This window comes from Desulfovibrio piger (assembly GCF_951793255.1).
Taxonomy (GTDB): Bacteria; Desulfobacterota; Desulfovibrionia; order Desulfovibrionales; family Desulfovibrionaceae; genus Desulfovibrio.
On record NZ_OX636706.1, the window covers coordinates 1065848 to 1088012 of the forward strand.

Consider the following 22165-nt stretch of genomic DNA (forward strand, 5'->3'; position numbering starts at 1 on the left):
GCGCTTCTCCGGCTCCGGTGCCGTCCTGTCGTGATGCATGAAAAAAGGCCACCCTGCGGGGTGGCCTTTTTACGTCCGTACAAAAAACGCGGTTTATTCGTCGCCCACCTTGAGGGCGGCCAGGAAGGCTTCCTGCGGCAGCTCCACGTTGCCCATGCGCTTCATGCGCTTTTTGCCTTCCTTCTGCTTTTCCAGCAGCTTGCGCTTACGGGTGATGTCACCGCCGTAGCACTTGGCGGTCACGTCCTTGCGGAAGGCGGACACCGTCTCGCGGGCGATGATCTTCTGGCCGATGGCCGCCTGGATGGCCACCTGGAAGAGCTGGCGCGGGATGGTGCGCTTGAGCTTGAGGGCCAGCGAACGGCCGTAGGTGTAGGCGCGGTCGCGGTGTACGATGACGGCCAGGGCGTCCACGGGCTCGCTGTTGAGCAGGATGTCCAGACGCACCAGGTCGGACTCGCGGTAGTCGATGGGCTGGTAGTCCATGCTGGCGTAGCCGCGCGTGCAGGACTTGAGCCGGTCGAAGAAGTCATAGACGATCTCGGCGAAGGGCAGCTCGTAGGTCACCACCACGCGGTTGGCGGCCAGGTAGTGCAGGTTCTTCTGGGTGCCGCGCTTGTCCTCGCAGAGCTTCATGACGTTGCCCACGTATTCGTTGGGCACGTGGATGTCCATGCTCACATAGGGCTCGTAAAGGGCCTTGATCTTGGTGGAGTCGGGCAGATGGGCCGGGTTGTCGATCTCCAGCGTCTTGCCGTCGGTGGTGTCCACCCGGTAGATGACCGAGGGCGCCGTGGCGATGAGGTCCACCTCGAATTCGCGTTCCAGGCGTTCCTGGATGATCTCCATATGCAGCAGGCCCAGGAAACCGCAGCGGAAGCCGAAGCCCAGGGCCTGGGAGGTCTCGGGCTCGAAGCTGAAGGCGGCGTCGTTGAGCTGGAGCTTTTCCAGCGCGGCCTTGAGGTTCTCGTAATCGTCGGATTCCGAGGGATAGAGGCCGCAGAACACCATGGGCTTCACTTCCTTGAAGCCGGGCACGGGCTCGGTGGCCGGATTGGCCGCCAGGGTGATGGTATCGCCCACGCGGGCATCGCCCAGGGACTTGATGCTGCCGCAAAGGAAGCCCACCTCACCGGCGTGCAGTTCCTTCACGTCCGTGGCCTCGGGCGAGAACACGCCCAGGCGCAGCACTTCATATTCCTTGCCGGTGCTCATGAGGCGCACCATGTCGCCCAGTTTCACCCGGCCGTCCACCACGCGGAAGAGTACCACCACGCCCTGGTAGCTGTCGTACCAGGAGTCGAAGATCAGGGCCTTGAGGGGGGCGTCCAGATCGCCGCCCGGCGCGGGCAGACGATTGACGATGGCTTCCAGCACGGCGTCCACGCCCAGACCGGTCTTGGCGGACACGGGCAGGGCGTCGGTGCAGTCCAGGCCGATGGCTTCCTCGATCTCTTCCTTGACGCGGTCCACCTCGGCGCTGGGCAGGTCGATCTTGTTCAGCACGGGCACGATCTCGTGGTCGTGGTCCAGGGCCAGATAGACGTTGGCCAGGGTCTGGGCCTCCACGCCCTGGGTGGCGTCCACCACCAGCAGCGCGCCTTCGCAGGCGGCCAGGGAGCGCGACACTTCGTAGTTGAAATCCACGTGTCCGGGCGTGTCGATGAGGTTCAGCTCATATTCCTCTCCGTTGGCAGCCACATAGGGGATGCGCACGGTCTGCGCCTTGATGGTGATGCCGCGCTCGCGTTCCAGATCCATCTTGTCCAGGTATTGCTGGCGGGCCTCGCGCTGGCTGACGACCTTGGTCAGCTCAAGGATGCGGTCGGCAAGGGTGGACTTGCCGTGGTCGATATGGGCGATGATGCAGAAATTGCGAATATGATCCAGACTGGGCATGGTATATCCTGCATTGGGTTACGAAGATTGAAAAGTATCTTAATAAGCCAAAACAGGGCCAAAGTCCATGCTGCCCGCCCGTGCCCGCCCGGAGGGAGGGGAGAAGGAGCCTGTCCGGGAAACGGAGTTGTGCGGAACCGTTCCCGGACAGGCCGGTCTCATGCCGGCGGGGTCACCGCCTGCATGCGATACCGCGGATCTCGACCTCTGCTCCCGGGCAGAGCCCCCGGACCTCGACGAACAGCCGTGCCGGCTTGTAGGCGGGGAAGTAGGTGGAATAGATGGCGTTGAAGTCCTCAAAGTTGCGCATGTCCGTCACGAAGACATCGACCTGGGCCATGTTGTCGAGCGTCATGCCGGCCGCGGCAAGCACGGCTTTCAGGTTTTCGAGAGCCTGGATGGTCTGGGCCTTGAAGCCGGTGACGATCTGCCCGCTGGCGGGGTCCTGGCCGATCTGGCCGCTCAGATAGACGGTGCTGCCGGTATCCACGGCCTGCGAATAGGGACCGATGGCCGCCGGGGCCCCTGTGCTCTGGATCATGTCCATATGGTTACTCCTCGATATGACGGGCAAGGGTGCGCGGCCAGATGTCCAGCGCATTGTCCAGGTCTTCCGCATGCCAGATGGCCTCCCGCATGCGGGCGCATTCCTGCTCACCGAAGACGGGGGCGGTCAGGCGGGTGAACTTGTCCAGCAGCTCTTCATCGGAGGGGCTGTCGGCGGGTTCCCACTGGGGCTCCAGTTCCCCGGACCGCAGCTCCCTGCCGTCCGTGGTGGTGATGCAGACTTCGGAGAACGTCCGGGCCGGGAAGCGCTCTTCCACCACCACTTCGATCATGTCGGCAAGCTCCAGGACATCCTTGTCGAAGATGCGCGGCGGCAGGACCTGGGCCCCGCTGATCTGGCCGTCCAGCAGGGCGACAGCGATGGGATAGGTGATGTTGTACTGGGCCGCGTCCGTATGCGTGGGGTGTTCGCGGCTGAGCGAGGCCGCCTTGGAGAAGGTATGGATGACAAGACGGCGGATGTCGCTGACGGCAAGGTGGTTTTCCCTGACGATCTTGAGGGCGCCTGCGATGGAGGCCTGGGCCCAGCGGCAGCAGCAGTAGGGCTTGAAGTACAGGTCCGCCATGCGCCAGCGGCTTCCCAGTTCTTCGGCCAGCGCGGCGTCGAAATCCAGCAGGGGGGAGGTGAACCCGGCCTGTGCCAGCAGGATGGACATCATGGCCGTATGGGCCCCCCAGCCGACGCCGTCCTTGGCCATGCAGGGGGTGGCCACACCGCGGGCGATGAAGCCTACCGGGCCGTGGTAATCGGCGCAGTTCAGCGCCTGGAGCAGGACGTCTTCCTTCAGGCCGAGGATGCGGCCGGCGGCGGCCACGGCGCCGATGGCACCCCAGAGGCCGGAAGTGTAGACGCGGGCATGATCCCGGTTCCAGTACATGCCGGAGCGCATCCCCACCTCGTAGCCGACGGCCACGGCAGACAGCATATCCGTGCCCGAGGGAGGCGTTTCCGCCATCTCGGCGGCAGCCAGCATCACCGGCGTCAGGGCCGCACCGGGGCGTCCCTGGGCGGGCCGGTAGCCGTGCTCCACATCAAGGGCATTGGAGGCGAAACCGTTGGCCATGCTGGCCCCCAGGGGGGAGACCTTCCTGCCGCTGGAGATCAGGGTGCATTCCCCGCCCTGGAAAAAACGTTCGGCCGTGCGGGCGGTCAGGCGGGCCAGCGGTGTGACCGCACCGGCGGACAGGGCGCCCATGCTGTCCAGCAGGCAGCGCTTTGCCTGATGGCGGATCGGTTCGGGAAGATCGGCATAGCTCTGCCTGAGAATGAAATCCGTAAGGAGGTTAGCGGGAGACGGCATCATTTTGCTCCTTGGAAGAAAGACCTTGGGTCGGTATCCGCTTCTGCCATCCCGTGATGGCGGAAAGGAAAAGGACGAGCAGCAGGGCCCAGGCGTAGGGCATGAGGAGCGCGGAGGTGATGGGCGGGCTGACAAGGCCGTATTCGGCGGCGGCGTGGCTGACCGTATTGAACCAGAGCGCACAGACGATATGCCAGGGCAGCATATAGAAGATCGTACAGGCCGAGCAGCACAGCAGGTCGGCGGCGCGTTCGGGAGCTATGCCGAAGCGCTGGGAGAGGGGCTTGACGAAGGTCGTACCCAGCAGGACTTCCGCAGGGACGTTGGCGGAAATGGGGATGGTGATCAGCACCGTGGAGGCGATGATCGTGATCTCGGCCTGACGGGCCGTCTTGATGAAGGTCTTCTGCACCCAGTTGACGATATCTTCCATGATGCCGCTTTCCATGACGAGCTGGATCACGCCAAGGATGAAGAGGATGAAGATGATGACCCCCGTGACGCCGCTCACGCCGTTCTCGAGCAGGCCGCTGCTCATGCCGCCGGTGGTGACGGGATGGAGCAGATCCGACAGGCTGAGGCGGCCTATGGCAAGGCCGATGACGATGGCCGCGGCAATGCCCCAGGTGAGGGATTCGATGATATGGCGCCCAAGGAGCGAGGCCACGATGACGATCCCGAAGGCAAGCAGGAGCAGCAGGCAGGTGGGCGACATGGAGGCCGCGAACTGGGGCGGCGTGGAGACCGTGCCGCCACCGCCGAAGCAGGCAAAGACGATGGCGGAGATGGCGGCGGCCGTGAAGACCAGGGGCGCGCGGGTCCGGGTTATCTTCTGGATGTCAGCGTCCTGGGTGAAGGCGACGGTGATGTTGGAAGAGGAGATGGGGGAATAGCTGTCCCCCAGGGCGCCGCCGGAGAGGATGGCCACGGCCAGGAAGGCGGGGTCCGCCCCAAGGAAGACACCGGCCGGGAACATGACGGGCGTCAGCGCCAGGATGGTGCCGTTGGCGGTGCCGGTACCCAGTGAGAACAGCATGGCCGCCAGGAAGGTGATGACGGTGAACACACTGCCCTGGGCCCCTACGTTGAGCCCGAACCAGAGCAGCCCCTCGATGATGCCGCCGGCCTGCATGATCTGGCCGAAGACACTGGCAAAGATCCAGGAGGCACACAGCACGCCGACGCTCTTGTTGTTGAACCCGCGCAGGACGGTCGCGCAGTATTCCTTGGGCGTCTTGGAGAGGAAAAGGCCGATGCAGATGGCGGCAAAGCCGATGCTCCAGAAGTTCTTTGGCGTGGCCGGCCCGTGCAGGGACAACCATAAGAGGCCGCAGATGAGCAGGAGCAGGGGGATGGCTGCCCCCCACTTTCCCCCCCACATCTTGAGGGCAGCGTTGTATTCGCTCTCGGGGCGGTTCGGGACTGACATGAAGTACCTCCAGTAAATGTTTATGTGGAGCAGTCCTCCACATGTTATGAAGGCAATTCCGGATCTTGCGGGCCGTTGGCCGGGCCCTGGCGGCACGCTTTGCGATAGCTGTAGAGCGTATATTTGGAGATGCCCATGATGGAGGCGATATGTTCGACCATGCCCTTGAAGCGGAAGGCTCCGTGCTGGTCGAACTGGGCTATCAGGGCGATGCGTTCTTCCCTGTCCAGCTCTGTGGGAAGCTTGCCGAATTGCTGCAGTACCTTGCGGACGATGGCTTCCATGGTCTCTTCCGAGGTGGCGGCAAAGGTCTCCTGGGTACCGTCATTGCGGCTGTCTTCGGCGGGGGCCGTGCGTATCTGGTCTTCCAGGGCGGCGATGGCGGCCATCTGGCGGGAGATGTTCTGGTTGATGCACATGGCGAAGACAGGCACGCCCTTGTCGTCCTTGATGTAGACCAGTGATCCGCGCAGGGGTTCGCCATGGCGGCCCTGGGCGCGGTAGGGGCGCACGTCCGGTGCATCGGCGCCATAGCGGCTCAGGTGGTTGATGAGGAAATCGGTTGCCGGAGCTCCGGGGGCTCTTTTGGTCACTTCGCCGGCGATATGGGCCAGGGAGGATTCGAGACGGCTGAGGTCGTGGATGGCGATCTCGTAGTCACGCCCCCAAAAAGCGACCAGCCCGTCGGCGATCCTGCACAAATTTTCCAGAAGAGTTTTCTTGTCCATGTGGAACTCCATGAGGTGAATATACGGGGTGGCTCTCGATTTGTAAACTATTTTTTGTACGACAAAAAATTTTTTGTATAAAAATTTTCGGGTATGAAAAAGCCGCATTGCGGTTTCCCGCAATGCGGCTTGTTTTAATCAGGAGACTGATTGCCGCTAGCGCAACTGGGCCACATGCAGGCGCTCGACGGCGCGCTGCAGAGCGGCTTCCGCTCTGGCATGGTCCACATTATCGGCCTGGCTGGCCAGGCGCTTTTCGGCGCGCTCCTTGGCGGCCTGGGCGCGGGCGGTGTCGATGTCTTCGGCCAGTTCGGCCGATTCCGCCAGCACGGTCAGGACCTTGTTGTTCACATCGGCAAAGCCGCCGGAGATGAACACGTTGTGCTGCTTGCCGCCTTCAGTATAGCGCAGATTGCCAATCTTGAGGGCAGAGAGCAGGGAGACGTGATGCGGCAGCACGCCAAACTCACCCATGACGCCGGGGCACACGGCCATATCCACCTGAGCGCTGACAACGGTCTTGTCAGGTGTCACCACTTCCAGTTGCAGCATGCTCATGGGCGCTCCTTACTTAGCTTCCTGCTGGATGCGGGCTTCGTACTTGGCCACGGCCTGGTCGATGCTGCCCAGCATGTAGAAGTCGGATTCGGCAAGGTGGTCGTACTGGCCTTCCAGGATGCCCTTGAAGCCCTTGATGGTGTCTTCCAGCTTCACATACTGGCCGGGGGTACCGGTGAAGGTTTCGGCCACGTGGAAGGGCTGGGACAGGAAGCGCTGGATACGACGCGCACGGGCAACGGTGAGCTTGTCTTCGTCAGACAGTTCGTCCATACCCAGAATGGCGATGATATCCTGCAGTTCCTTGTACTTCTGCAGCACCATCTGCACCTGACGGGCCACGCTGTAGTGCTCTTCGCCCACGACGTTGGGGTCGAGGATGCGGGAGGTGGAGTCCAGCGGGTCCACGGCGGGGTAGATACCCAGTTCGGCGATCTGACGGGAAAGCACGAGCGTACCGTCCAGATGCGAGAACGTGGTAGCCGGGGCGGGGTCGGTCAAGTCGTCAGCGGGCACGTAAACGGCCTGCACGGAGGTGATCGAACCCTTGTTGGTGGAGGTGATGCGTTCCTGCAGGGCACCCAGGTCAGTACCCAGGGTGGGCTGGTAACCCACGGCCGAGGGCATGCGGCCCAGCAGAGCGGACACTTCCGAACCGGCCTGCGTGAAGCGGAAGATGTTGTCGATGAAGAGCAACACGTCCTGGTTTTCTTCGTCGCGGAAGTATTCGGCGCAGGCAAGGGCGGTCAGGGCCACGCGGGCACGGGCTCCCGGAGGCTCGTTCATCTGGCCGTAAACCAGCGTGGCGCGCTCCAGAACACCGGCTTCTTTCAGTTCGTTATACAGGTCATTGCCTTCACGGGTACGTTCACCCACGCCGGCGAACACCGAAGAGCCGCCGTGCTGCTTGGCAATGTTGTTGATCATTTCCATCAGGATAACGGTCTTGCCCACGCCGGCGCCGCCGAACAGACCCATCTTGCCGCCCTTGGGGAAGGGCACGAGCAGGTCCACGACCTTGATGCCGGTTTCAAGCAGTTCCACCTTGGTGTTCTGCTCGGTGAACTCGGGGGCGGGACGGTGGATGGGGTAGTACTTCTCAGCGTTGACCGGACCCATTTCGTCCACGGGACGGCCGATAACGTTGAGGATACGTCCCACAGCCGCCTTGCCCACGGGCACCATGATGGGGTTGCCCGTATCCACAACTTCCATGCCGCGCACCAGACCTTCGGTGGCGTCCATGGCGATGGTACGCACCACGTTGTCACCGAGGTGCTGGGCCACTTCACAGACGAGGTCAGGCGCGTCGCTGTTGTTGGGGTTTTTGATTTCCAGGGCGGTCAGGATATCAGGCAGGTGTCCGTCGCTGAACTCAACGTCCACGACGGCGCCGATAACCTGGACGATTTTACCAATGTTTTTGCTCATGCTTGGCTCCTGTTACCCGTTCAGCGCTTCTGCGCCGCCGACGATGTCGATGAGTTCGCTGGTGATGGAAGCCTGCCGTGTCTTGTTGTAGAGCAGGGTCAACGTATTGATCATCTCGTTACAGTTACGCGTCGCGTTGTCCATAGCGGCCATGCGCGCAGCGTGTTCACTGGCAGACGTATCCAGCATTCCCCGGTAGACCTGAACCTTGATGTAGCGGGGGAGCAGCTCGGCCAGAAGGGCTTCTTCCTGCGGTTCGTAAACGTACTCGCAGTGGGCTTCTTCCTGACCTTCTTCCGCTTCCGCCTCAGGGGCAGCCAGGGGCAGCAGGCTCAGTGTGCGCGGGGGCTGATGCCCCATGGACACAAACTCGCCGTACACCATCCAGACTTCATCAAAAGCAAAGGTTTCGTAGCCGTGAATGACTTCCTGCGCGATGGAGCTGGCCAGCGAAAAGTCCAGGCTGCCCATACGGTCACCGTAAGCGACCGAGATGTCGTAGCCGGCCTTGCGCACAGCGTCGCGTCCTTTGCGGCCCATGCAGGCGAAGGTGACCTTCATACCGGCATTGGTTTTTTCAGCAGCGAGCTTCAGGGCCGTGGTGATGATGTTGCCGTTGAAGCTGCCGCACAGACCACGATCGGACGTGACCAGCACGATGGCGCAGTTTTTCTTTTCCTCATGCTCGGCCAGCAGCGGATGGGCAGTGCCCTCCACCTTGCGGGCAAGCTCGGCCAGAACCTGGCGATACTTGCCGGCATACGGCCGGAAGCGTTCGATGCGGGCCTGCGCGCCGCGCAGTTTCGCCGAGGCCACCATGTTCATGGCCTTGGTGATCTGCTTGGTCTTGCCGACCCCCACGATTTTCATTTTTACGTCTTTGAGTGAAGGCATATGGGTATCCCCCGGCGTTAAGCCTGGTAGCCCTGCTTGAAGGCGGTAATCGCCTCGTTCAGCGCCTTTTCCACAGCTTCATCAATGACTTTCTTATCCTTGATGGCGTCCAGCACGTCCTTGCGGGTATCGCGCATGAAGGCCAGCATTTCACTTTCAAAGCGACGGATCTGATCCACCGGCACGTCGTCCATGTAGCCGCGGGTAGCGGCGTAGATGGAAGCCACCTGTTCCTGGGCGGGCATGGGCTGGTACTGGGGCTGCTTCAGCAGTTCCACCAGACGGGCGCCGCGTTCCAGTTTGGCCTTGGTGGCCTTGTCCAGGTCGGAACCGAACTGGGCGAAAGCGGCCAGTTCGCGGTACTGGGCCAGGTCCAGACGCATGGTACCGGCAACCTGCTTCATGGCCTTGATCTGAGCGGCGCCACCCACGCGGGACACGGACAGACCCACGTTAATGGCCGGACGCACACCGGCGTTGAACAGGTTGGGTTCCAGGTACACCTGACCGTCGGTGATGGAGATCACGTTGGTCGGGATGTAGGCGGACACGTCACCGGCCTGCGTTTCGATGATGGGCAGGGCGGTCAGGGAGCCGGCACCGAGCTTGTCGCTCACCTTGGCAGCGCGTTCCAGCAGGCGGGAGTGCAGGTAGAACACGTCGCCGGGGAAAGCTTCACGTCCGGGAGGACGACGGAGCAGCAGGGACATCTGGCGATAACCCACAGCCTGTTTGGAGAGGTCATCGTAGATGATCAGGGCATGCTTGCCGTTGTCGCGGTAGTACTCGGCCATGGTGCAACCGGTGTAAGCCGCGATGTACTGCAAGGGAGCCGGGTCGGAAGCGGTGGCCGAGATGATGGTGGTGTATTCCATGGCACCGTGCTTGCGCAGGGTGTCGGCCACCAGGGCGACAGACGCTTTCTTCTGGCCGATGGCCACGTAGAAGCAGTGAATGTCGGTTTCTTTCTGGGCCAGGATGGCGTCGATGCAGACGGCGGTCTTACCGGTCTGACGGTCGCCAATGATCAGTTCACGCTGGCCGCGGCCGATAGGAGTCATGGCGTCGATGGCCTTCAGACCCGTGGGCATGGGCTCATGCACGCTCTTACGCGCGATGATACCAGGGGCCTTGATTTCCACCGGGCGGACTTCTTCGGCTTCGACCGGGCCGAGGCCGTCGATGGGCTGGCCAAGGGGGTTGAGCACGCGGCCCATAACCTTGTCGCCCACGGGCACGGAGAAGATCTTGCCGGTACGTTTGACAGGATCGCCCTCCTTGATGCCCACATCGGAGCCGAGCAGCGCGACACCCACGTTGTCTTCTTCGAGGTTGAGCACCATACCCATGACGCCGCCGGGGAATTCCAGCAGTTCCATGGCCATGGCATTCTGAACCCCGTAGACGCGGGCGATACCGTCACCGACATACAACACGGTGCCGGTTTCGCTCATTTCTACGCGCTGCTCGTAGTTTTTGATTTGATCTTCAATGATCTTGCTTATCTCTTCAGCTTTGATCTGCATGTGCTATTCACCCCTCTTGAATGTCTCCCGAAGGATCGCCAACTGCGCGCGCAGACTTGCGTCCAGCACTCGATCACCAACCTTGAGCACCACGCCCCCAAGGATGGAAGCATCCACATCAAAGGCAAGCTCAATGCTCGCCCCCGCCTTCTTTTCAAGCTCGGCCTTGAGTTCGGCCCGCTTGTTATCCGTAAGCTCCACGGCGGTAGTGAGCGTACCACGGATAATTCCTTTGGCGTCGTCAAGCAACTTGCCATACCAGCCGACAATCTCGCCGAGATAAGCCAGACGCTCTTTGTCGGCCAACAGCAGGCAGAAGTTGCTGACGGTTTTGTCCGCCTTGATTTTCTTAAGCAGCTTGCCCATCACAGCCTTTTTTTCATCGATGCTGATGACCGGGCTTTTCAGCGCGGCGTCCAGCTTCGGCGAGGCGGCAAGCATGTCTCCCAGCGCGGCGAGATCGCTCCCGTAACGCGAGAGGGCCTCATCCCCTTGTTGTTTGCCCAGCGCAAATATGGCGCCGGCATATCTGCGAGCAACTATCGCGTCCGTCAATGGAGCACCACCTTGTTGAGGGAGTTGGTAATGAGCTTTTCATGCTCGGCGGCGGTCAGCTTTTCAGCCAGGACCTTTTCCGCTGCGTCCACAATCTCATCGGCAATGGCGGCGCGCACTTCGGCCAGCATGGCGCGGCCTTCGTTCTCGGCAGTGCGACGAGCCTGTTGCACAATCTGTTCGGCCTGACGCTTGGCTTCTTCGACGACGGCCTGCTTCACGCTTTCGGCCTGAGCGAGGCTTTCATCAAGGATGGCCTTGCGTTCGGACTCAAGGTTGCTGATGCGCTTTTCCACTTCATCCAGGCGCTTCTGGGCTTCAGCGCGGCGGGCTTCCAGATCCTGGAGGTCCTGGCTGATGCGGGCGCGGCGGCCGGAGAAGAACTTGCGGGCCAGACCGCCCACGAAGTACCACAGGATACCGGCGAAGATGATGAAGTTGAGCACACGCCAGCCAAAGTCGCCCCAGCGCGGCGCGTCATGCCCTTCAGAGGCCTGCGCCCCCACGGCGAAAAGCAGCGTAAGCGCAAGGACAGGCACCATAACTCGCGTCAAGCCCAGCCCAGCGTGTTTCCATTTGCTCAAAGCCCACCCCCTTGATTGGGTTTCTCTTGATTCTTTACCCTCGCGGTCCGAAGACCGCCCGAAAAACCACCGAGCTCGCGCGTGGCACAGTGGCAGAAACGGCGTACTAGCCACGCAGCACACGCTCGGCCAGCTGGCCGGAGAGCGTGGCGACCTGACCGCGCAGTTCCTTCAGGGAAGCATCGGCTTCGGCCTGCAGGTTGCGACGGGTCTCGGCAATGATTTCCTGGGCGCGCTTCTGGGCTTCAGCCACCAGGCTGGCCTGTTCGGCGGCGCCGGCTTCGCGGGCCTTTTCGCGGTTCTGGCCTGCATCCTGACGGGCGCGGGTCAGCTGGTTGTCATAGTCGGAAAGGCGCTGTTCGGCCTGGTATTCGTAGGATTCGGATTCGCCGGACATATCGTCCATGACGGCTTTGCGTTTGCGGATGATTTCGCGGATGGGGCGAATCAGAAGGAGGTTCAGCACGTACAGTGCAATGAAGAAGTTCACCAACTGGAAAACCAAGGTGATATTAAGGTCCAACATTACCGTATCCTCCCTCTGGACGGTGTGATGTTCAAAGCTTTTATAAAATACCCTCAACAAGGGGTTATGTCAAAGGGTATTGGTGACAAAATTCGCAAAGTCTTCGCATCTGCACAAACAATTTTATGATATTTTTCATATGTTTTCGTAAAAATCAAGTAATTTTAAGCTATTATCTCAACAAATAAAAAGCGGGATCTCTTGGGAAAAATGCGCGGCCGCAAGGGCGAAAGAAGGCAGAGCGCGGCAGGAGCCGTCAATTTTTGGACAGCGGCTCACGCTTCGCGGACTATCCGGGACCTCTCAGACCAGCAGCCACTGCTCCGCATCATAGCCGGCGGCAGCCAGCCAGCGGGCGGCATCCTCGTCGGCGCCGTGGGCGGTGAGGGCGTTGAGCAGGAAACAGCGTCCCGGCCCGGGCAGTCCGTCCCGGCCGATGACCGGCACGCCGTGCACCTTCTGCCCGATCTTTTTGGGATCGATGTCCACGAAAGCGGCCGCCTGCACGCCTTTTTCCCACAGGGGAGCCAGACGGCGGCGCGCCACCTTGCCCGCGCCCAGCAGGTAGACCCGCGGATGCCAGGGGTTGTGGCGTTCCAGCCAGCGGGCCAGCCAGAGGGCGCGCAACTGGTTGTTGGCGGCCTCGCAATAGCGGCTGTCGCTGCGGGTGGCCCGGCGCGGCGGATCGTTCCAGACCAGCAGCTCCTGCGGCAGCTTGGCCATGCGCACCCCGGCGTGCAGCCAGCGCAGCCACAACTCCCAGTCCTCGGCAAAAAAGCCGTCGGCATAGCCGCCGTGCAGCCGGGGCAGCTCGCGCCGGAACATGACCGAAGGATGGCTGACGGGCGTATCGCGAAAACGGTTGCGGCTGATGGCCTCATGATCCAGCAGGCCGTTCTGCCAGTCCACGAAATGGGCAAAGCCGCGCGCGGTCTCGCGGTCGCCGCCAAAATGTACCCGCGTGGCCAGCAGGCCCGTTTCGGGATGTTCCGCCATCCAGGCGGCCTGCAGGGCCAGGCGTTGCGGGTGGCAGACATCATCGGCGTCCATGCGGGCGATGAGCGCGCCCCGGGCGGCCTCCAGACCGGCGTTGAGCGCGCCGGGCAGGCCCTCATGCGGCCGGTGCAGGACGCGCAGGCAGGGATATTCCGCCGCCAGGGCATCCAGCAGGGCCGCCGTGCCGTCGGTGGAACCGTCATCGACGGCCAGCACCTCGAAGCCCGGTACGGGGGCGTCCGGCGCGGCTTCCTGCCGGGCCAGGGAACGGATGGCCACGCGCAGGGGCTCTTCCCCCTCTGCGGTCAGGGGCAGGGAAGCGCCGTTCCAGACCGGCAGCAGGACGGTCACCAGCGGGCTAGCAGACATGTCTCCTCCCAAAAAACGCACGGGGAGCGCATCAGGCCGCTATGGGCGTGACGCGCTCCCCGTGATGATCAATGACGCAGCAGGGTCCGTACTGCCAGGCACAGTTCCGTGATGCTCTGGCGGGCGTCCAGTTCGTGGTGGGCGGCGTCCCGGTAGAGGGGCAGGCGGGCTTCCAGCACCTCGCGCACTTCATCGTCCAGGCTCTTGCCGGTGAGGCTGGGGCGCTGGGCCTCCAGCGGATTGCGCCGCAGGCGGGCGGCCAGCACCTCCACGGGGGCGGACAAAAAAAAGACCCGGCCATGCTCGCGCATATAGCGCCGGTTGGCCTCCGCCAGCACCATGCCGCCGCCGGTGGCCACCACGCCACGGCCCGCCAGCTCCTCACTGGCCAGGCGCAGGGATTCGCTCTCGCGGCTGCGAAAGCCTTCCCAGCCCCAGCGCTCCACCATGGTCGCCACGTCCATGCCCAGACGCTCGCAGAGGTGGTGGTCCGTATCGCAGTAAGGCACGTCCAGCACTTCGGACAGGGCCTTGCCCAGCGTGGTCTTGCCGCAGGCCCGCGGGCCCACAAGGTAGATCAGGGACATGGTGCCTCCCTAGAGGATGCGGTTGCCGTCGGCCGTGATGAGCACCGTGTATTCCCAGCGGATGCCGCCCCATTGCGGATAGTAGAGGCCGGGCTCCACCGTGACCACCATGCCTTCCTGCAGGACCTTGTCGCCGCGACGGCCCAGGCTGGGGGCCTCGTGCGTCTCCAGCCCCACGCCGTGGCCCAGGCCATGGGTGAACCAGGCCTCCACGCCCGCCTTCTCGAACACGCCCCGCGCCAGCGTATAGGCCTCGTGCAGGGGCAGGCCCGGCCGCATCTTGTCCAGGGCGGCCTGCTGGGCGTCACGCACCAGCTTCATGGTCTCGCGGAACTCCTTGTGCGGCGTGTCGCCCACCCAGAAGGTGCGCGTCTGGTCGGAGCAATAGCCGTCCACGCGGCAGCCCACGTCCACCAGCACCAGGCCGTTGTCCGGCAGCTTTTTCTCGCCGGGGATGGCGTGGGGCAGGGCCGCGTTCTGGTCCACGGCCACGATGGACGGGAAGGCCAGTTCCGAGGCGCCGTTGTCGCGGAAATATTTTTCGATGGCCCAGGCCAGCTCGGCTTCGCTGCGGCCCGGTTGCAGCTGGCTTTCCTCCAGCCAGCGCAGCATGGCGTGGTTGAGGGCGAAGGAGCGCTCCAGGGCTTTGATCTCGTCCGCATCCTTGATGACGCGCAGCTCTTCCACCAGGCCGTCGGCGGCCTGCAGACGCGCGCCGCGTCCCACGGCACGGCCCAGCGAGCGGGCGAAATTGAGGCTCACGATCTCCGCCTCCAGGCCCAGGCGGCTGCCGCAACGCCGCATGAGCTGGCCGATCTCCGTGGCCGCGTCCGGGCCGTAGATGAGGATGCGGTCCTCGTCCCAGAGACGGGCCGCCGCATCCTTGTAGCGGGCGTCCGTGCAGAGCCAGTCCCGCCCGTCCGCGCAGATGACCAGGCGTCCCGCGCTCTCGTTGAGCTGCACGTCATGCAGCTCGAAGCCGGAAAGATAAAAACGGTTGGCAGCGTGGCTCACCAGCAGGGCATCCAGACCGCGGGCGCGCATCAGTTGGCGCAGGCGGTCGCGTCGGGCAGCATAGGGCGTGTTCATGCGAGGTTCCTTTGCAGGGAAGGCAGAGAGGGATGGGCGGGGGGAAGGGGGACCTTTTTGGAAAAAGGTCCCCCTTCCCCCCGGACTCCCCCAACCCTTCCAAAAACTTTTATTCAGGCCGGTATGGCAGGTCCCCGTCTGGCGGACACAGGGCATGGCATCGTGCGCTGCCGTCGGGCGAGGCTTTGGGGACAAGGTGGCATCTTAGCCGCCGTCCGGCCCGGACGCAATGGCCGGGTTTGCGGAAGGAAATACGGCGGAGATACCGGGGCCGCTTTTCCTGCCGGAAGGTCATATTGGAGGCACAGGCGGCTCCACTCTGGCCCTGGCTGAGTATTTGGGGAAGGTTATGGATCAGTCTCCCGGCCTCTTTTCCATGAACTTCCCCCTGAAAAACAAGAAAGCCTGTGTCCCCGCAGGGACACAGGCCGTGAAAGCGCGTTTGGGGAAGGATGGGGGGAGTTTGAGGGGGGGAAGGGAACCGCCTTTGTGCGCTAGCCAAAGGGGTTCCCTTCCCCCCTCAACAAAATCACTCTTACAGAGCCTGACGCGCTACCGCGGCGCGCAGGCGGGCAGGCTGGCCACCAGATCGGCGTCGGCGGGCAGGAAGGGCAGGTCACGGGCCTGGGCGGGCGTGACCCAGCGCAGCTCCTGACGTTCCCGGGCGCAGGGCGTGCCGTCGAAGGCGGTGACGTGGAAGAAGTGCAGCTGCACGTGCAGGTCGCGCTCGGCGTAATCGTGCTCCACGATCTGCCAGAGCCGGCAGGCGCGCACGCTGATGCCCAGCTCCTCACGCAGCTCGCGGCAAAGGGCCTGTTCGGCGGTCTCGCCGGGTTCGAGCTTGCCGCCGGGGAACTCCCAGTAACCGGCCATGGGCTTGCCTTGCGGGCGCAGGGCGGCCAGCAGGTGGTCGTCCTGCCAGATGATGCCGCCGGCCACGACGATGGAGGTCATGCCAGATCCCCCATGCTGTCGATGTCGGCGCGCCTGGCTTCGATGGCGGCGATCTGTTCCTCCAGGGCGGCCATGTCTTCCATAAGGCGTTCGGTCAGGTCGCGCAGCTCGTTGAAGCGCTTGAGCAGCTCGGTGGAGCGGGCGCCGTCGGCGTAGACGGCCGGATCGGCCAGCTGGGTCTCCACGTCGGACTGTTCGTTCATGGCCTTTTCCAGCTCGCCTTCCAGCGCGGCGTATTTCTGCTGCAGGGGCTTGAGCTCCTTGTGCAGGGCGTTGCGGCGCTCGGCCTGCTCGCGCTTGAGGCGCTTCTGCTCCTCGCGGGAGAGGTTGGCGCGGGGCGCGTTGTCGGGCTTCTCGGCCTTGTTGGAGGCGTTGAGGCTGGGGCTGACGCTGCCGCTTTCCAGCGCGGCACGGCGGGCCGTGTCGTAGCTGGCGAAGTCGGGGTAGACGGTGATGCCTTTCTCGTCCAGGGCCCAGGCCTCGGCACCCACCTGCGAGAGCAGCCAGCGGTCGTGGGCCACCATGAGCAGGGTGCCGTCGAATTTTTGCAGGGCCGTGCCCAGGGCCTCGCGGCTTTCGAGGTCCAGATGGTTGGTGGGTTCGTCCAGCAGCAGGAAGTTGCAGCGCTTGAGGAACAGGCTGGCCAGCACCAGACGGCTCTTTTCACCGCCGGAGAGCTTGCTCACCTGCCGGTCGAAGTATTCCTGCCCCAGCAGGAAGAGGCCCAGCACGCTCATGAGCTCTTCTTCGGTGGTGCGGGGGTCGGACAGGCGCCGGATCTCGCCCAGCACGGTGGTGTCCGGGCGCAGGGTGTCCATCTGGTGCTGGGTGTAGTAGCCCAGGCGCATCTGGGGCGCGGTGACCACGTTGCCGCCGCAGCGTTCCAGGGTCCCGGCCAGCAGCTTGAGCAGGGTGGACTTGCCGCAGCCGTTGTGGCCCACCAGGGCCACGCGCTGGCCGTTGTAAAGGGTGAAGGTCAGCGGCGGCCACATCTGCTTGCCGTCCGGGAAGTGGAAGGCCAGATCGGCGGCGGCAAGGGCCACCTTTTCCATGTGCGGGGCTTCGGGCCAGGTGAAGTTCAGTTCCTTGCGCTTGGGCTCGGGACGGTAATCTTCCAGCTCTTTTTCCAGCTTTTTGGCCATCTTCTGGCGTGAACCGGCCTGACGGGCCTTGGTGGCCTTGGCGCGGAAGCGTTCCACAAAGGCCATCTTGCGGGCCAGTTCGTCCTGCAGGGCCTTGGCCTCGCGTTCGCGCTGGGCGTTGTATTCTTCCTGAAGGGAGAGGAACTGGGTGTAGGTGGCCTTGCGGAAGACCGGGCGGGACAGGCCCAGATAGAGCACGTGCGTGCCCACGCGGTCCATGAACACGCGGTCGTGGGCCACGAAGACCAGAGCGCCCTTGAAGTCCATGAGGAAGGACTCCAGCCATTCCACGGCTTCCATGTCCAGATGGTTGGTGGGTTCGTCCAGCAGCAGCACGTCGGCCCCGGCGGTGAGCACGCGGGCCAGCTTGGCGCGTTCGCGCCAGCCGCCGGAGAGCTCGCGCAGGGTGCGCAGCCACTTGCTTTCGGCAAAGCCCAGACCGGAGAGCACGGCCTTGGCGCGGTGCTCGGGATTGTAGCCGTGGGTGGCTTCCAGCTCGGCCTGGCGGTGCATGAGCTGGGTCAGGCGCGCCTCGTCCTTCTGCTGGGCGGCCTCTTCCCATTCGGCCCAGAACTCGTTCCAGTCATGGAGCACGTCCAGCACATAGGTCAGCAGGGGCGTGTCCAGGGCCTCTTCGGAAAGCTCCTGTTCCACGAAGCCCAGGCGGCAGCCCCTGGGCAGGATGACACGGCCGCCGTCGGCGGGTTCCACACCGGCCAGCAAGCGGAGGAGGGTGGATTTACCGGTCCCGTTGGGGCCGCAGACGCACAGACGCACGCCGGAATCCACTTCCAGCGAGAAATTGTTGAAGATGTCCCGTCCGCCAAAGGACTTGGACAGTTCCTGGATGGTTATTTTCACAGCAGGCCCTCGCGCCTGTAGCCTTCCACGGCTTCTTGCATGCCCTGGTCGAGCGTGAGGGCGGGGGCATAGCCGAGTTCCTCGCGCAGGCGCGACGCGTCGCAGGTCCAGCCGGACTGGCGGGCTTCGCGGTATTTGTCCAGATTCCAGTTGGGGGCGCGGCCCTTGCGTCCCAGCGCGGCCAGCAGGCTGCCGCCCAGGGTGGACAGCAGCGCGGTCAGGCCCAGGAAGCAGAGGGGCAGGCGCAGGATGCAGGCCTTTTTGCCCATGGCCCGGGCCATGGCTCGGTAAAAGTCGGCCATGGCGTAGCAGCCGCCGTCATTGACGTGATAGACGCCGTGCGCTTCGGGGCGGCAGCAGCAGACGATGGCGCGGCCCACGTCGCGACCATGCACGGCCGAGACCGGGAAGCGGCGGAACATGCCGGGCGTGACGGCCACGCCGTAGCGCAGGCCCTGGAACACGGGCAGCAGGCCGCGGTCGCCGGAGCCGTAGATGATGGGCGGCCGCAGGGTGACCATGCGCTCGCCCAGGGCACGGCCCAGTATCTGTTCCACCATGAGCTTGGACCAGCCGTAGGCGGACACGGGCGCGCCGGGGGGGTCGTCGCCCCTGCCGGCGGCAGTGTCGCAGGGGCCGCTGGCGGCCAGACTGGAGACCAGCACCATGCGCTGCGGGGCCTGGCCCTGCGCGTCGAGGCGCTGCCAGGCCGTGGCCAGGGCGCGGGCGGCCTCGCTGTTGGCACGCAGATAGTCCTGCCAGCCCAGACCGAAGAGCAGGGCGGCCATGTGGATGCAGATGTCCTGGCCGCGCAGGGCTTCTTCCAGCCCGGCGCCGCTGCGCAGGTCGGCGCGGACAACCTCCACCCCGGCGGGCAGATGGTCGCGGCGGGACGTGGCGCGGGTGATGCAGGTGACGCGGGCCCCGGCAGCCACCAGCTGGGGCAGCAGGTGACGGCCCACGAAGCCGGTGCCGCCGGTGACGACGATTTTTTTGCCGTCCAGCCAGGGAGCGGGCATGCCCAGGGGAGTATCGGCGCTATGGCTCATGACACGATCTCCTTGCGGTACAGGCGGTAACGTTTGGTGATCCGCCCGGAAAAGTCTTCGATGAGGTCATTGACGGCCATGTTGTCCTCCAGCACCCACGAGCCTTCCACCTGGCAGAACTCGGGATGGCGGCGGGCCTGTTCCAGCATGTAGTCCAGCAGGAGCAGGGGCAGGCCCAGCAGGCGGAACTCTTCGCGGATGCCGAAGAGGATCATGCGGTACTTGCCGCGCATCTCGCCGCGCGCCTGCCAGTAATGCCAGAGGGCGCTCAGGCCCAGCTTGCCGTTGAGGCGCTTGAGCAGGGGATTGAAGTCCGGCAGGGCCACCATGCCCGCGGCGGGCTCGCCGTCATGGAAGAAGAGGACGAAGAAATCGGGGTTGAGCAGGCCCTTGAGCTCCTTCACCAGCACGTCGGCCTCGCCGTCGGAAAGGGGCGCGAAGCCCCAGTTGCCGGCCCACGAGATGCGGTAGAGGTCCAGCATGATGCGGATGTCCTCGGTGAGGGTGGCCTTGGAGGAGACGCGGCAGGTGAAGCGCTCCTGCTCCTTGAGGTGGAGGATCTCGTCCTTGAGCCAGTCCTCCACCCGCAGCTTGTCGCGCTCGATGAGGTAGGCGAACAGGTCCTGCTCCTTGCGCATGTGCCAGGATTCCAGCAGGGCGGGATAGTAGGGCGGGTTCCAGGGCATCATGAGCGCGGGGGCCTCGTCGAAGCCGTCCACCAGCATGGCGCAGGTGTAGTTGGTGGACGGATTGAGGGGCCCGCGCATGAAGGCCATGCCCTGGCGGCGCAGCCAGTCATGGGCGGCCTGCAGCAGGGCGTGGGCGGCCTCGCGGTCATCTTGGCATTCGAAGAAGCCGAAGGCCCCGCAGCGTTCGCCGGCATAGGCGTTGTATTTTTCGTCCACGATGGCCGCGATGCGGCCCACGGGGCGGCCGTCGCGCAGGGCCAGGAACAGTTCGCGCCGGGCGGTCTTCCAGAAGGGATGCTCGCCGGGCGAGAGCAGCTCGCGGTCCTGCTTTTTCAGGTTGGGCACCCAGAGGGAATCCGGCGTGTAGATGCTCCAGGGCAGTTCGACGAAGCGGTCCAGGTCTTCCGCAGTGTTGACGGGGATGATGCTCAGTTCTGCCACGCGGGCCTCCATGGAGCAGACTTGCAGGGGCTGCCGTACCCTGTTGCGGTTGGATCTTCGGGGCTGGCCGGGCCGTCCCGGCAGGCGCCGGGGCGCGAAAGCAAGGCCGGGACGGGGCGCAGTGCCCCGGACAAAAAACACCGCGCGGGAGAGCGCCTTACGGTACCCTCCCGCACGGGAAAAGGAGCGGACGTGCGTTAGGCCGTCTTCAGGGAGCCGCGCAGCTCGTCCAGGCTGGTCACACCCAGCTGGCGGCAGACGGCGGGCAGTTCCTTGACGATCTCGAAGGCGCGGTCGGGGCTGATGAAGTTGGCCGTGCCGATCTGGACGGCATGGGCACCCACCAGGATGAACTCCAGCACGTCTTCGGCGGAGCAGATGCCGCCCAGGCCGATGACGGGGATGTCCACGGCCTTGCAGACCTGCCACACGCAGCGCAGGGCCACGGGCTTGATGGCCGGGCCGGACAGGCCGCCGATGACATTGGCCAGGCGGGGCTTGCGCCGGGCCACGTCCACGGCCATGCCCGAAAGGGTGTTGATGCACGAGATCATGTCCGCACCGGCGTCCTGCACGCTGCGGGCCATGAGGGCGATGTCCGTGACATTGGGCGAAAGCTTGATGATGAGCGGCTTGTTGGGGGCCGCGTCACGGGCGGCGCGGGTGACGGCCGCGGCCAGCTTGGGGTCCTGCCCGAAGAGGATGCCGCCGCTCTTGACGTTGGGGCAGGAGACGTTCACTTCCAGCGCGGCCACGCCTTCCTCTTCATTGAGGCGGGCGGCCAGCTCGCCGAATTCGGCGGGGGAGGTGGCGTAAAGGTTGGCGATGACGGGCAGATGCTGCCAGGGCAGGCGGGGGAGCTTTTCCTTGCAGAAGGCTTCCACGCCGTCGTTCTGCAGGCCCACGGCATTGAGCATGCCGGCCGTGGTCTCCACGATGCGCGGGCAGGGGTTGCCGTCGCGGGGCAGCAGGGACAGGCCCTTGACGATGATGCCGCCCAGGCTGGTCAGATCGCCGTAGGGGGCGAATTCCATGCCGTAACCGAAGGTGCCGGAAGCCGTGAGCACCGGGTTCTTGAGGTGCAGGCTCTGCGTGGGCCCCTTGAGGGTGACGGAAAGATCCATAGAGTGCTGGTTCATGCTGTCCCCCGGCCTAGAGCTCGATCTGGTTGGCCCAGAACACGGGGCCGTGGTTGCAGGTCTGGACAAGGCCGTTGCGCTTGTCGGCCACGGGCCATTCCTCGGTGGTGCGGGTCACGCAGCCAAGGCAGGCGCCCACGCCGCAGGCCATGCGGTTTTCCAGCGAGAGCTGCACGCGGGCGTTGAGCTCACGGGCGAAGCCGTGCACGGTCTTGAGGAAGGGCAGGGGGCCGCAGGCCAGGATCAGGCCCTTCTGCTCGGCGTATTCGCGCATGCGTTCCTGGATGGTGAAGATGAAGTTGTCCAGGTCGCCGGGCACGGTCTCGCGCAGGCTGTCCAGGGGCACATGCTCGTTGATGCTGTCCACGGGGTAGCAGCTCAGCGGCTCGCGATGGCCAAAGAGCATGGTCACGTTCCACGGCTTGGGGTGCTCGCTCACATAGCCCACGAAGGGCACGATGCCCATGCCGCCGGCCAGCAGCAGGGTGGGGGTGTCGGGCTCCATGGCGAAGCCGTTGCCCAGGGGCCCCCAGACGCGCACGGTGTCGCCGGCCTTGAGTTCGGCCATGCGACGGGTGCCGCGCCCCACGACCTGGAAGAAGCAGATCAGGTGGCGGGAAGTCATGTGGCAGATGCCGAAGGGACGGGCCCAGGGCATCTCGAGACCGAACGACGTGGGCCGCACCATCACGAACTGGCCGGGACGCCACGACGGCCAGTCGGGGCGGGTGAGGCGCAGGGCGAAGAAGCGGCTTTCCTGGCCGGTCTGGCCGAAGGGGACCAGATCCAGCACCGTAAGTAGGCAGGAGCTAGGTTGTGTCATCGCGCAAGTATAGGAGCTTGTGCCGGAG

General features: G+C 64.2%; 21 protein-coding genes. All 21 read right to left on the reverse strand.

Going from position 1 to position 22165, the window contains the following annotated elements; translation table 11 throughout:
• Nucleotides 1-93: 93 nt before the first annotated feature.
• Complete coding sequence (gene lepA, locus Q4I12_RS04935; RefSeq protein ID WP_168934747.1) at nt 94-1899, reverse strand: translation elongation factor 4; 1806 nt, start codon at nt 1897-1899, stop codon at nt 94-96.
• Nucleotides 1900-2071: 172 nt separating this feature from the next.
• Nucleotides 2072-2446 carry a Rid family detoxifying hydrolase gene (locus Q4I12_RS04940; protein WP_168934748.1) on the reverse strand — a complete coding sequence of 125 codons (375 nt, stop codon included), beginning with the start codon at nt 2444-2446 and terminating at the stop codon, nt 2072-2074.
• A gap of 4 nt (nt 2447-2450) precedes the next feature.
• Nucleotides 2451-3767: an MmgE/PrpD family protein gene (locus tag Q4I12_RS04945; protein ID WP_302260816.1), complete on the reverse strand. Its 1317-nt coding sequence runs from the start codon at nt 3765-3767 to the stop codon at nt 2451-2453.
• Nucleotides 3751-5196, reverse strand: coding sequence for a Na+/H+ antiporter NhaC family protein (locus Q4I12_RS04950; protein WP_204625511.1), 1446 nt, complete (start codon nt 5194-5196; stop codon nt 3751-3753). The genes Q4I12_RS04945 and Q4I12_RS04950 overlap by 17 nt, the downstream gene beginning before the upstream one ends.
• Nucleotides 5197-5240: 44 nt before the next feature.
• Nucleotides 5241-5924 carry a helix-turn-helix transcriptional regulator gene (locus Q4I12_RS04955; protein ID WP_297137671.1) on the reverse strand — a complete coding sequence of 228 codons (684 nt, stop codon included), beginning with the start codon at nt 5922-5924 and terminating at the stop codon, nt 5241-5243.
• A gap of 156 nt (nt 5925-6080) precedes the next feature.
• Nucleotides 6081-6482: a F0F1 ATP synthase subunit epsilon gene (locus tag Q4I12_RS04960; RefSeq protein ID WP_204674999.1), complete on the reverse strand. Its 402-nt coding sequence runs from the start codon at nt 6480-6482 to the stop codon at nt 6081-6083.
• A gap of 9 nt (nt 6483-6491) precedes the next feature.
• The gene (gene atpD, locus Q4I12_RS04965) at nt 6492-7913 is read right to left on the reverse strand and encodes a F0F1 ATP synthase subunit beta (RefSeq protein ID WP_168934755.1); all 1422 of its coding nucleotides are present in this window, start codon (nt 7911-7913) and stop codon (nt 6492-6494) included.
• A gap of 12 nt (nt 7914-7925) precedes the next feature.
• Nucleotides 7926-8807 (reverse strand): F0F1 ATP synthase subunit gamma, encoded by an 882-nt coding sequence (locus Q4I12_RS04970; RefSeq protein ID WP_168934756.1) that lies wholly within the window; start codon nt 8805-8807, stop codon nt 7926-7928.
• 17 nt (nt 8808-8824) lie between these two features.
• The gene (atpA, locus tag Q4I12_RS04975) at nt 8825-10333 is read right to left on the reverse strand and encodes a F0F1 ATP synthase subunit alpha (protein ID WP_006007267.1); all 1509 of its coding nucleotides are present in this window, start codon (nt 10331-10333) and stop codon (nt 8825-8827) included.
• Between the two features lie 3 nt (nt 10334-10336).
• Nucleotides 10337-10888 carry an ATP synthase F1 subunit delta gene (gene atpH, locus Q4I12_RS04980; protein WP_006007270.1) on the reverse strand — a complete coding sequence of 184 codons (552 nt, stop codon included), beginning with the start codon at nt 10886-10888 and terminating at the stop codon, nt 10337-10339.
• The gene (locus Q4I12_RS04985; RefSeq protein ID WP_168934757.1) at nt 10885-11430 is read right to left on the reverse strand and encodes a F0F1 ATP synthase subunit B; all 546 of its coding nucleotides are present in this window, start codon (nt 11428-11430) and stop codon (nt 10885-10887) included. The genes atpH and Q4I12_RS04985 overlap by 4 nt, the downstream gene beginning before the upstream one ends.
• A 148-nt stretch (nt 11431-11578) precedes the next feature.
• On the reverse strand, nt 11579-11998 hold the full coding sequence (locus Q4I12_RS04990; RefSeq protein ID WP_006007274.1) for a F0F1 ATP synthase subunit B: 420 nt from the start codon (nt 11996-11998) through the stop codon (nt 11579-11581).
• A gap of 303 nt (nt 11999-12301) precedes the next feature.
• Nucleotides 12302-13363 (reverse strand): glycosyltransferase, encoded by a 1062-nt coding sequence (locus Q4I12_RS04995; protein WP_302260820.1) that lies wholly within the window; start codon nt 13361-13363, stop codon nt 12302-12304.
• 68 nt (nt 13364-13431) lie between these two features.
• The gene (gene aroL / locus Q4I12_RS05000) at nt 13432-13950 is read right to left on the reverse strand and encodes a shikimate kinase AroL (protein ID WP_168934759.1); all 519 of its coding nucleotides are present in this window, start codon (nt 13948-13950) and stop codon (nt 13432-13434) included.
• A gap of 9 nt (nt 13951-13959) precedes the next feature.
• The gene (locus Q4I12_RS05005) at nt 13960-15039 is read right to left on the reverse strand and encodes a M24 family metallopeptidase (RefSeq protein WP_302260821.1); all 1080 of its coding nucleotides are present in this window, start codon (nt 15037-15039) and stop codon (nt 13960-13962) included.
• 552 nt (nt 15040-15591) lie between these two features.
• Nucleotides 15592-15993, reverse strand: coding sequence for a (deoxy)nucleoside triphosphate pyrophosphohydrolase (locus tag Q4I12_RS05010; RefSeq protein ID WP_297137667.1), 402 nt, complete (start codon nt 15991-15993; stop codon nt 15592-15594).
• The gene (locus tag Q4I12_RS05015) at nt 15990-17996 is read right to left on the reverse strand and encodes an ABC-F family ATP-binding cassette domain-containing protein (protein WP_168934761.1); all 2007 of its coding nucleotides are present in this window, start codon (nt 17994-17996) and stop codon (nt 15990-15992) included. Before Q4I12_RS05015 ends, Q4I12_RS05010 begins: the two co-directional genes overlap by 4 nt.
• Nucleotides 17993-19045 (reverse strand): NAD-dependent epimerase/dehydratase family protein, encoded by a 1053-nt coding sequence (locus Q4I12_RS05020; protein WP_302260823.1) that lies wholly within the window; start codon nt 19043-19045, stop codon nt 17993-17995. Before Q4I12_RS05020 ends, Q4I12_RS05015 begins: the two co-directional genes overlap by 4 nt.
• Complete coding sequence (locus tag Q4I12_RS05025) at nt 19042-20175, reverse strand: hypothetical protein (protein ID WP_302260825.1); 1134 nt, start codon at nt 20173-20175, stop codon at nt 19042-19044. The genes Q4I12_RS05020 and Q4I12_RS05025 overlap by 4 nt, the downstream gene beginning before the upstream one ends.
• Nucleotides 20176-20372: 197 nt before the next feature.
• Nucleotides 20373-21299, reverse strand: coding sequence for a dihydroorotate dehydrogenase (locus Q4I12_RS05030; protein WP_168934816.1), 927 nt, complete (start codon nt 21297-21299; stop codon nt 20373-20375).
• Between the two features lie 28 nt (nt 21300-21327).
• Nucleotides 21328-22137: an iron-sulfur cluster-binding protein gene (locus Q4I12_RS05035; RefSeq protein ID WP_006007298.1), complete on the reverse strand. Its 810-nt coding sequence runs from the start codon at nt 22135-22137 to the stop codon at nt 21328-21330.
• Nucleotides 22138-22165 lie beyond the last annotated feature (28 nt).

Bases quoted from the DNA above. Each gene is read 5' to 3' on its own strand.
- lepA (WP_168934747.1), bottom strand. From the start codon at position 1,899: ATGCCCAGTCTGGATCATATTCGCAATTTCTGCATCATCGCCCATATC.
- Q4I12_RS04940 (WP_168934748.1), bottom strand. From the start codon at position 2,446: ATGGACATGATCCAGAGCACAGGGGCCCCGGCGGCCATCGGTCCCTAT.
- Q4I12_RS04945 (WP_302260816.1), bottom strand. From the start codon at position 3,767: ATGCCGTCTCCCGCTAACCTCCTTACGGATTTCATTCTCAGGCAGAGC.
- Q4I12_RS04950 (WP_204625511.1), bottom strand. From the start codon at position 5,196: ATGTCAGTCCCGAACCGCCCCGAGAGCGAATACAACGCTGCCCTCAAG.
- Q4I12_RS04955 (WP_297137671.1), bottom strand. From the start codon at position 5,924: ATGGACAAGAAAACTCTTCTGGAAAATTTGTGCAGGATCGCCGACGGG.
- Q4I12_RS04960 (WP_204674999.1), bottom strand. From the start codon at position 6,482: ATGAGCATGCTGCAACTGGAAGTGGTGACACCTGACAAGACCGTTGTC.
- atpD (WP_168934755.1), bottom strand. From the start codon at position 7,913: ATGAGCAAAAACATTGGTAAAATCGTCCAGGTTATCGGCGCCGTCGTG.
- Q4I12_RS04970 (WP_168934756.1), bottom strand. From the start codon at position 8,807: ATGCCTTCACTCAAAGACGTAAAAATGAAAATCGTGGGGGTCGGCAAG.
- atpA (WP_006007267.1), bottom strand. From the start codon at position 10,333: ATGCAGATCAAAGCTGAAGAGATAAGCAAGATCATTGAAGATCAAATC.
- Q4I12_RS04985 (WP_168934757.1), bottom strand. From the start codon at position 11,430: ATGGTGCCTGTCCTTGCGCTTACGCTGCTTTTCGCCGTGGGGGCGCAG.
- Q4I12_RS04990 (WP_006007274.1), bottom strand. From the start codon at position 11,998: ATGTTGGACCTTAATATCACCTTGGTTTTCCAGTTGGTGAACTTCTTC.
- Q4I12_RS04995 (WP_302260820.1), bottom strand. From the start codon at position 13,363: ATGTCTGCTAGCCCGCTGGTGACCGTCCTGCTGCCGGTCTGGAACGGC.
- aroL (WP_168934759.1), bottom strand. From the start codon at position 13,950: ATGTCCCTGATCTACCTTGTGGGCCCGCGGGCCTGCGGCAAGACCACG.
- Q4I12_RS05005 (WP_302260821.1), bottom strand. From the start codon at position 15,039: ATGAACACGCCCTATGCTGCCCGACGCGACCGCCTGCGCCAACTGATG.
- Q4I12_RS05010 (WP_297137667.1), bottom strand. From the start codon at position 15,993: ATGACCTCCATCGTCGTGGCCGGCGGCATCATCTGGCAGGACGACCAC.
- Q4I12_RS05020 (WP_302260823.1), bottom strand. From the start codon at position 19,045: ATGAGCCATAGCGCCGATACTCCCCTGGGCATGCCCGCTCCCTGGCTG.
- Q4I12_RS05030 (WP_168934816.1), bottom strand. From the start codon at position 21,299: ATGGATCTTTCCGTCACCCTCAAGGGGCCCACGCAGAGCCTGCACCTC.
- Q4I12_RS05035 (WP_006007298.1), bottom strand. From the start codon at position 22,137: ATGACACAACCTAGCTCCTGCCTACTTACGGTGCTGGATCTGGTCCCC.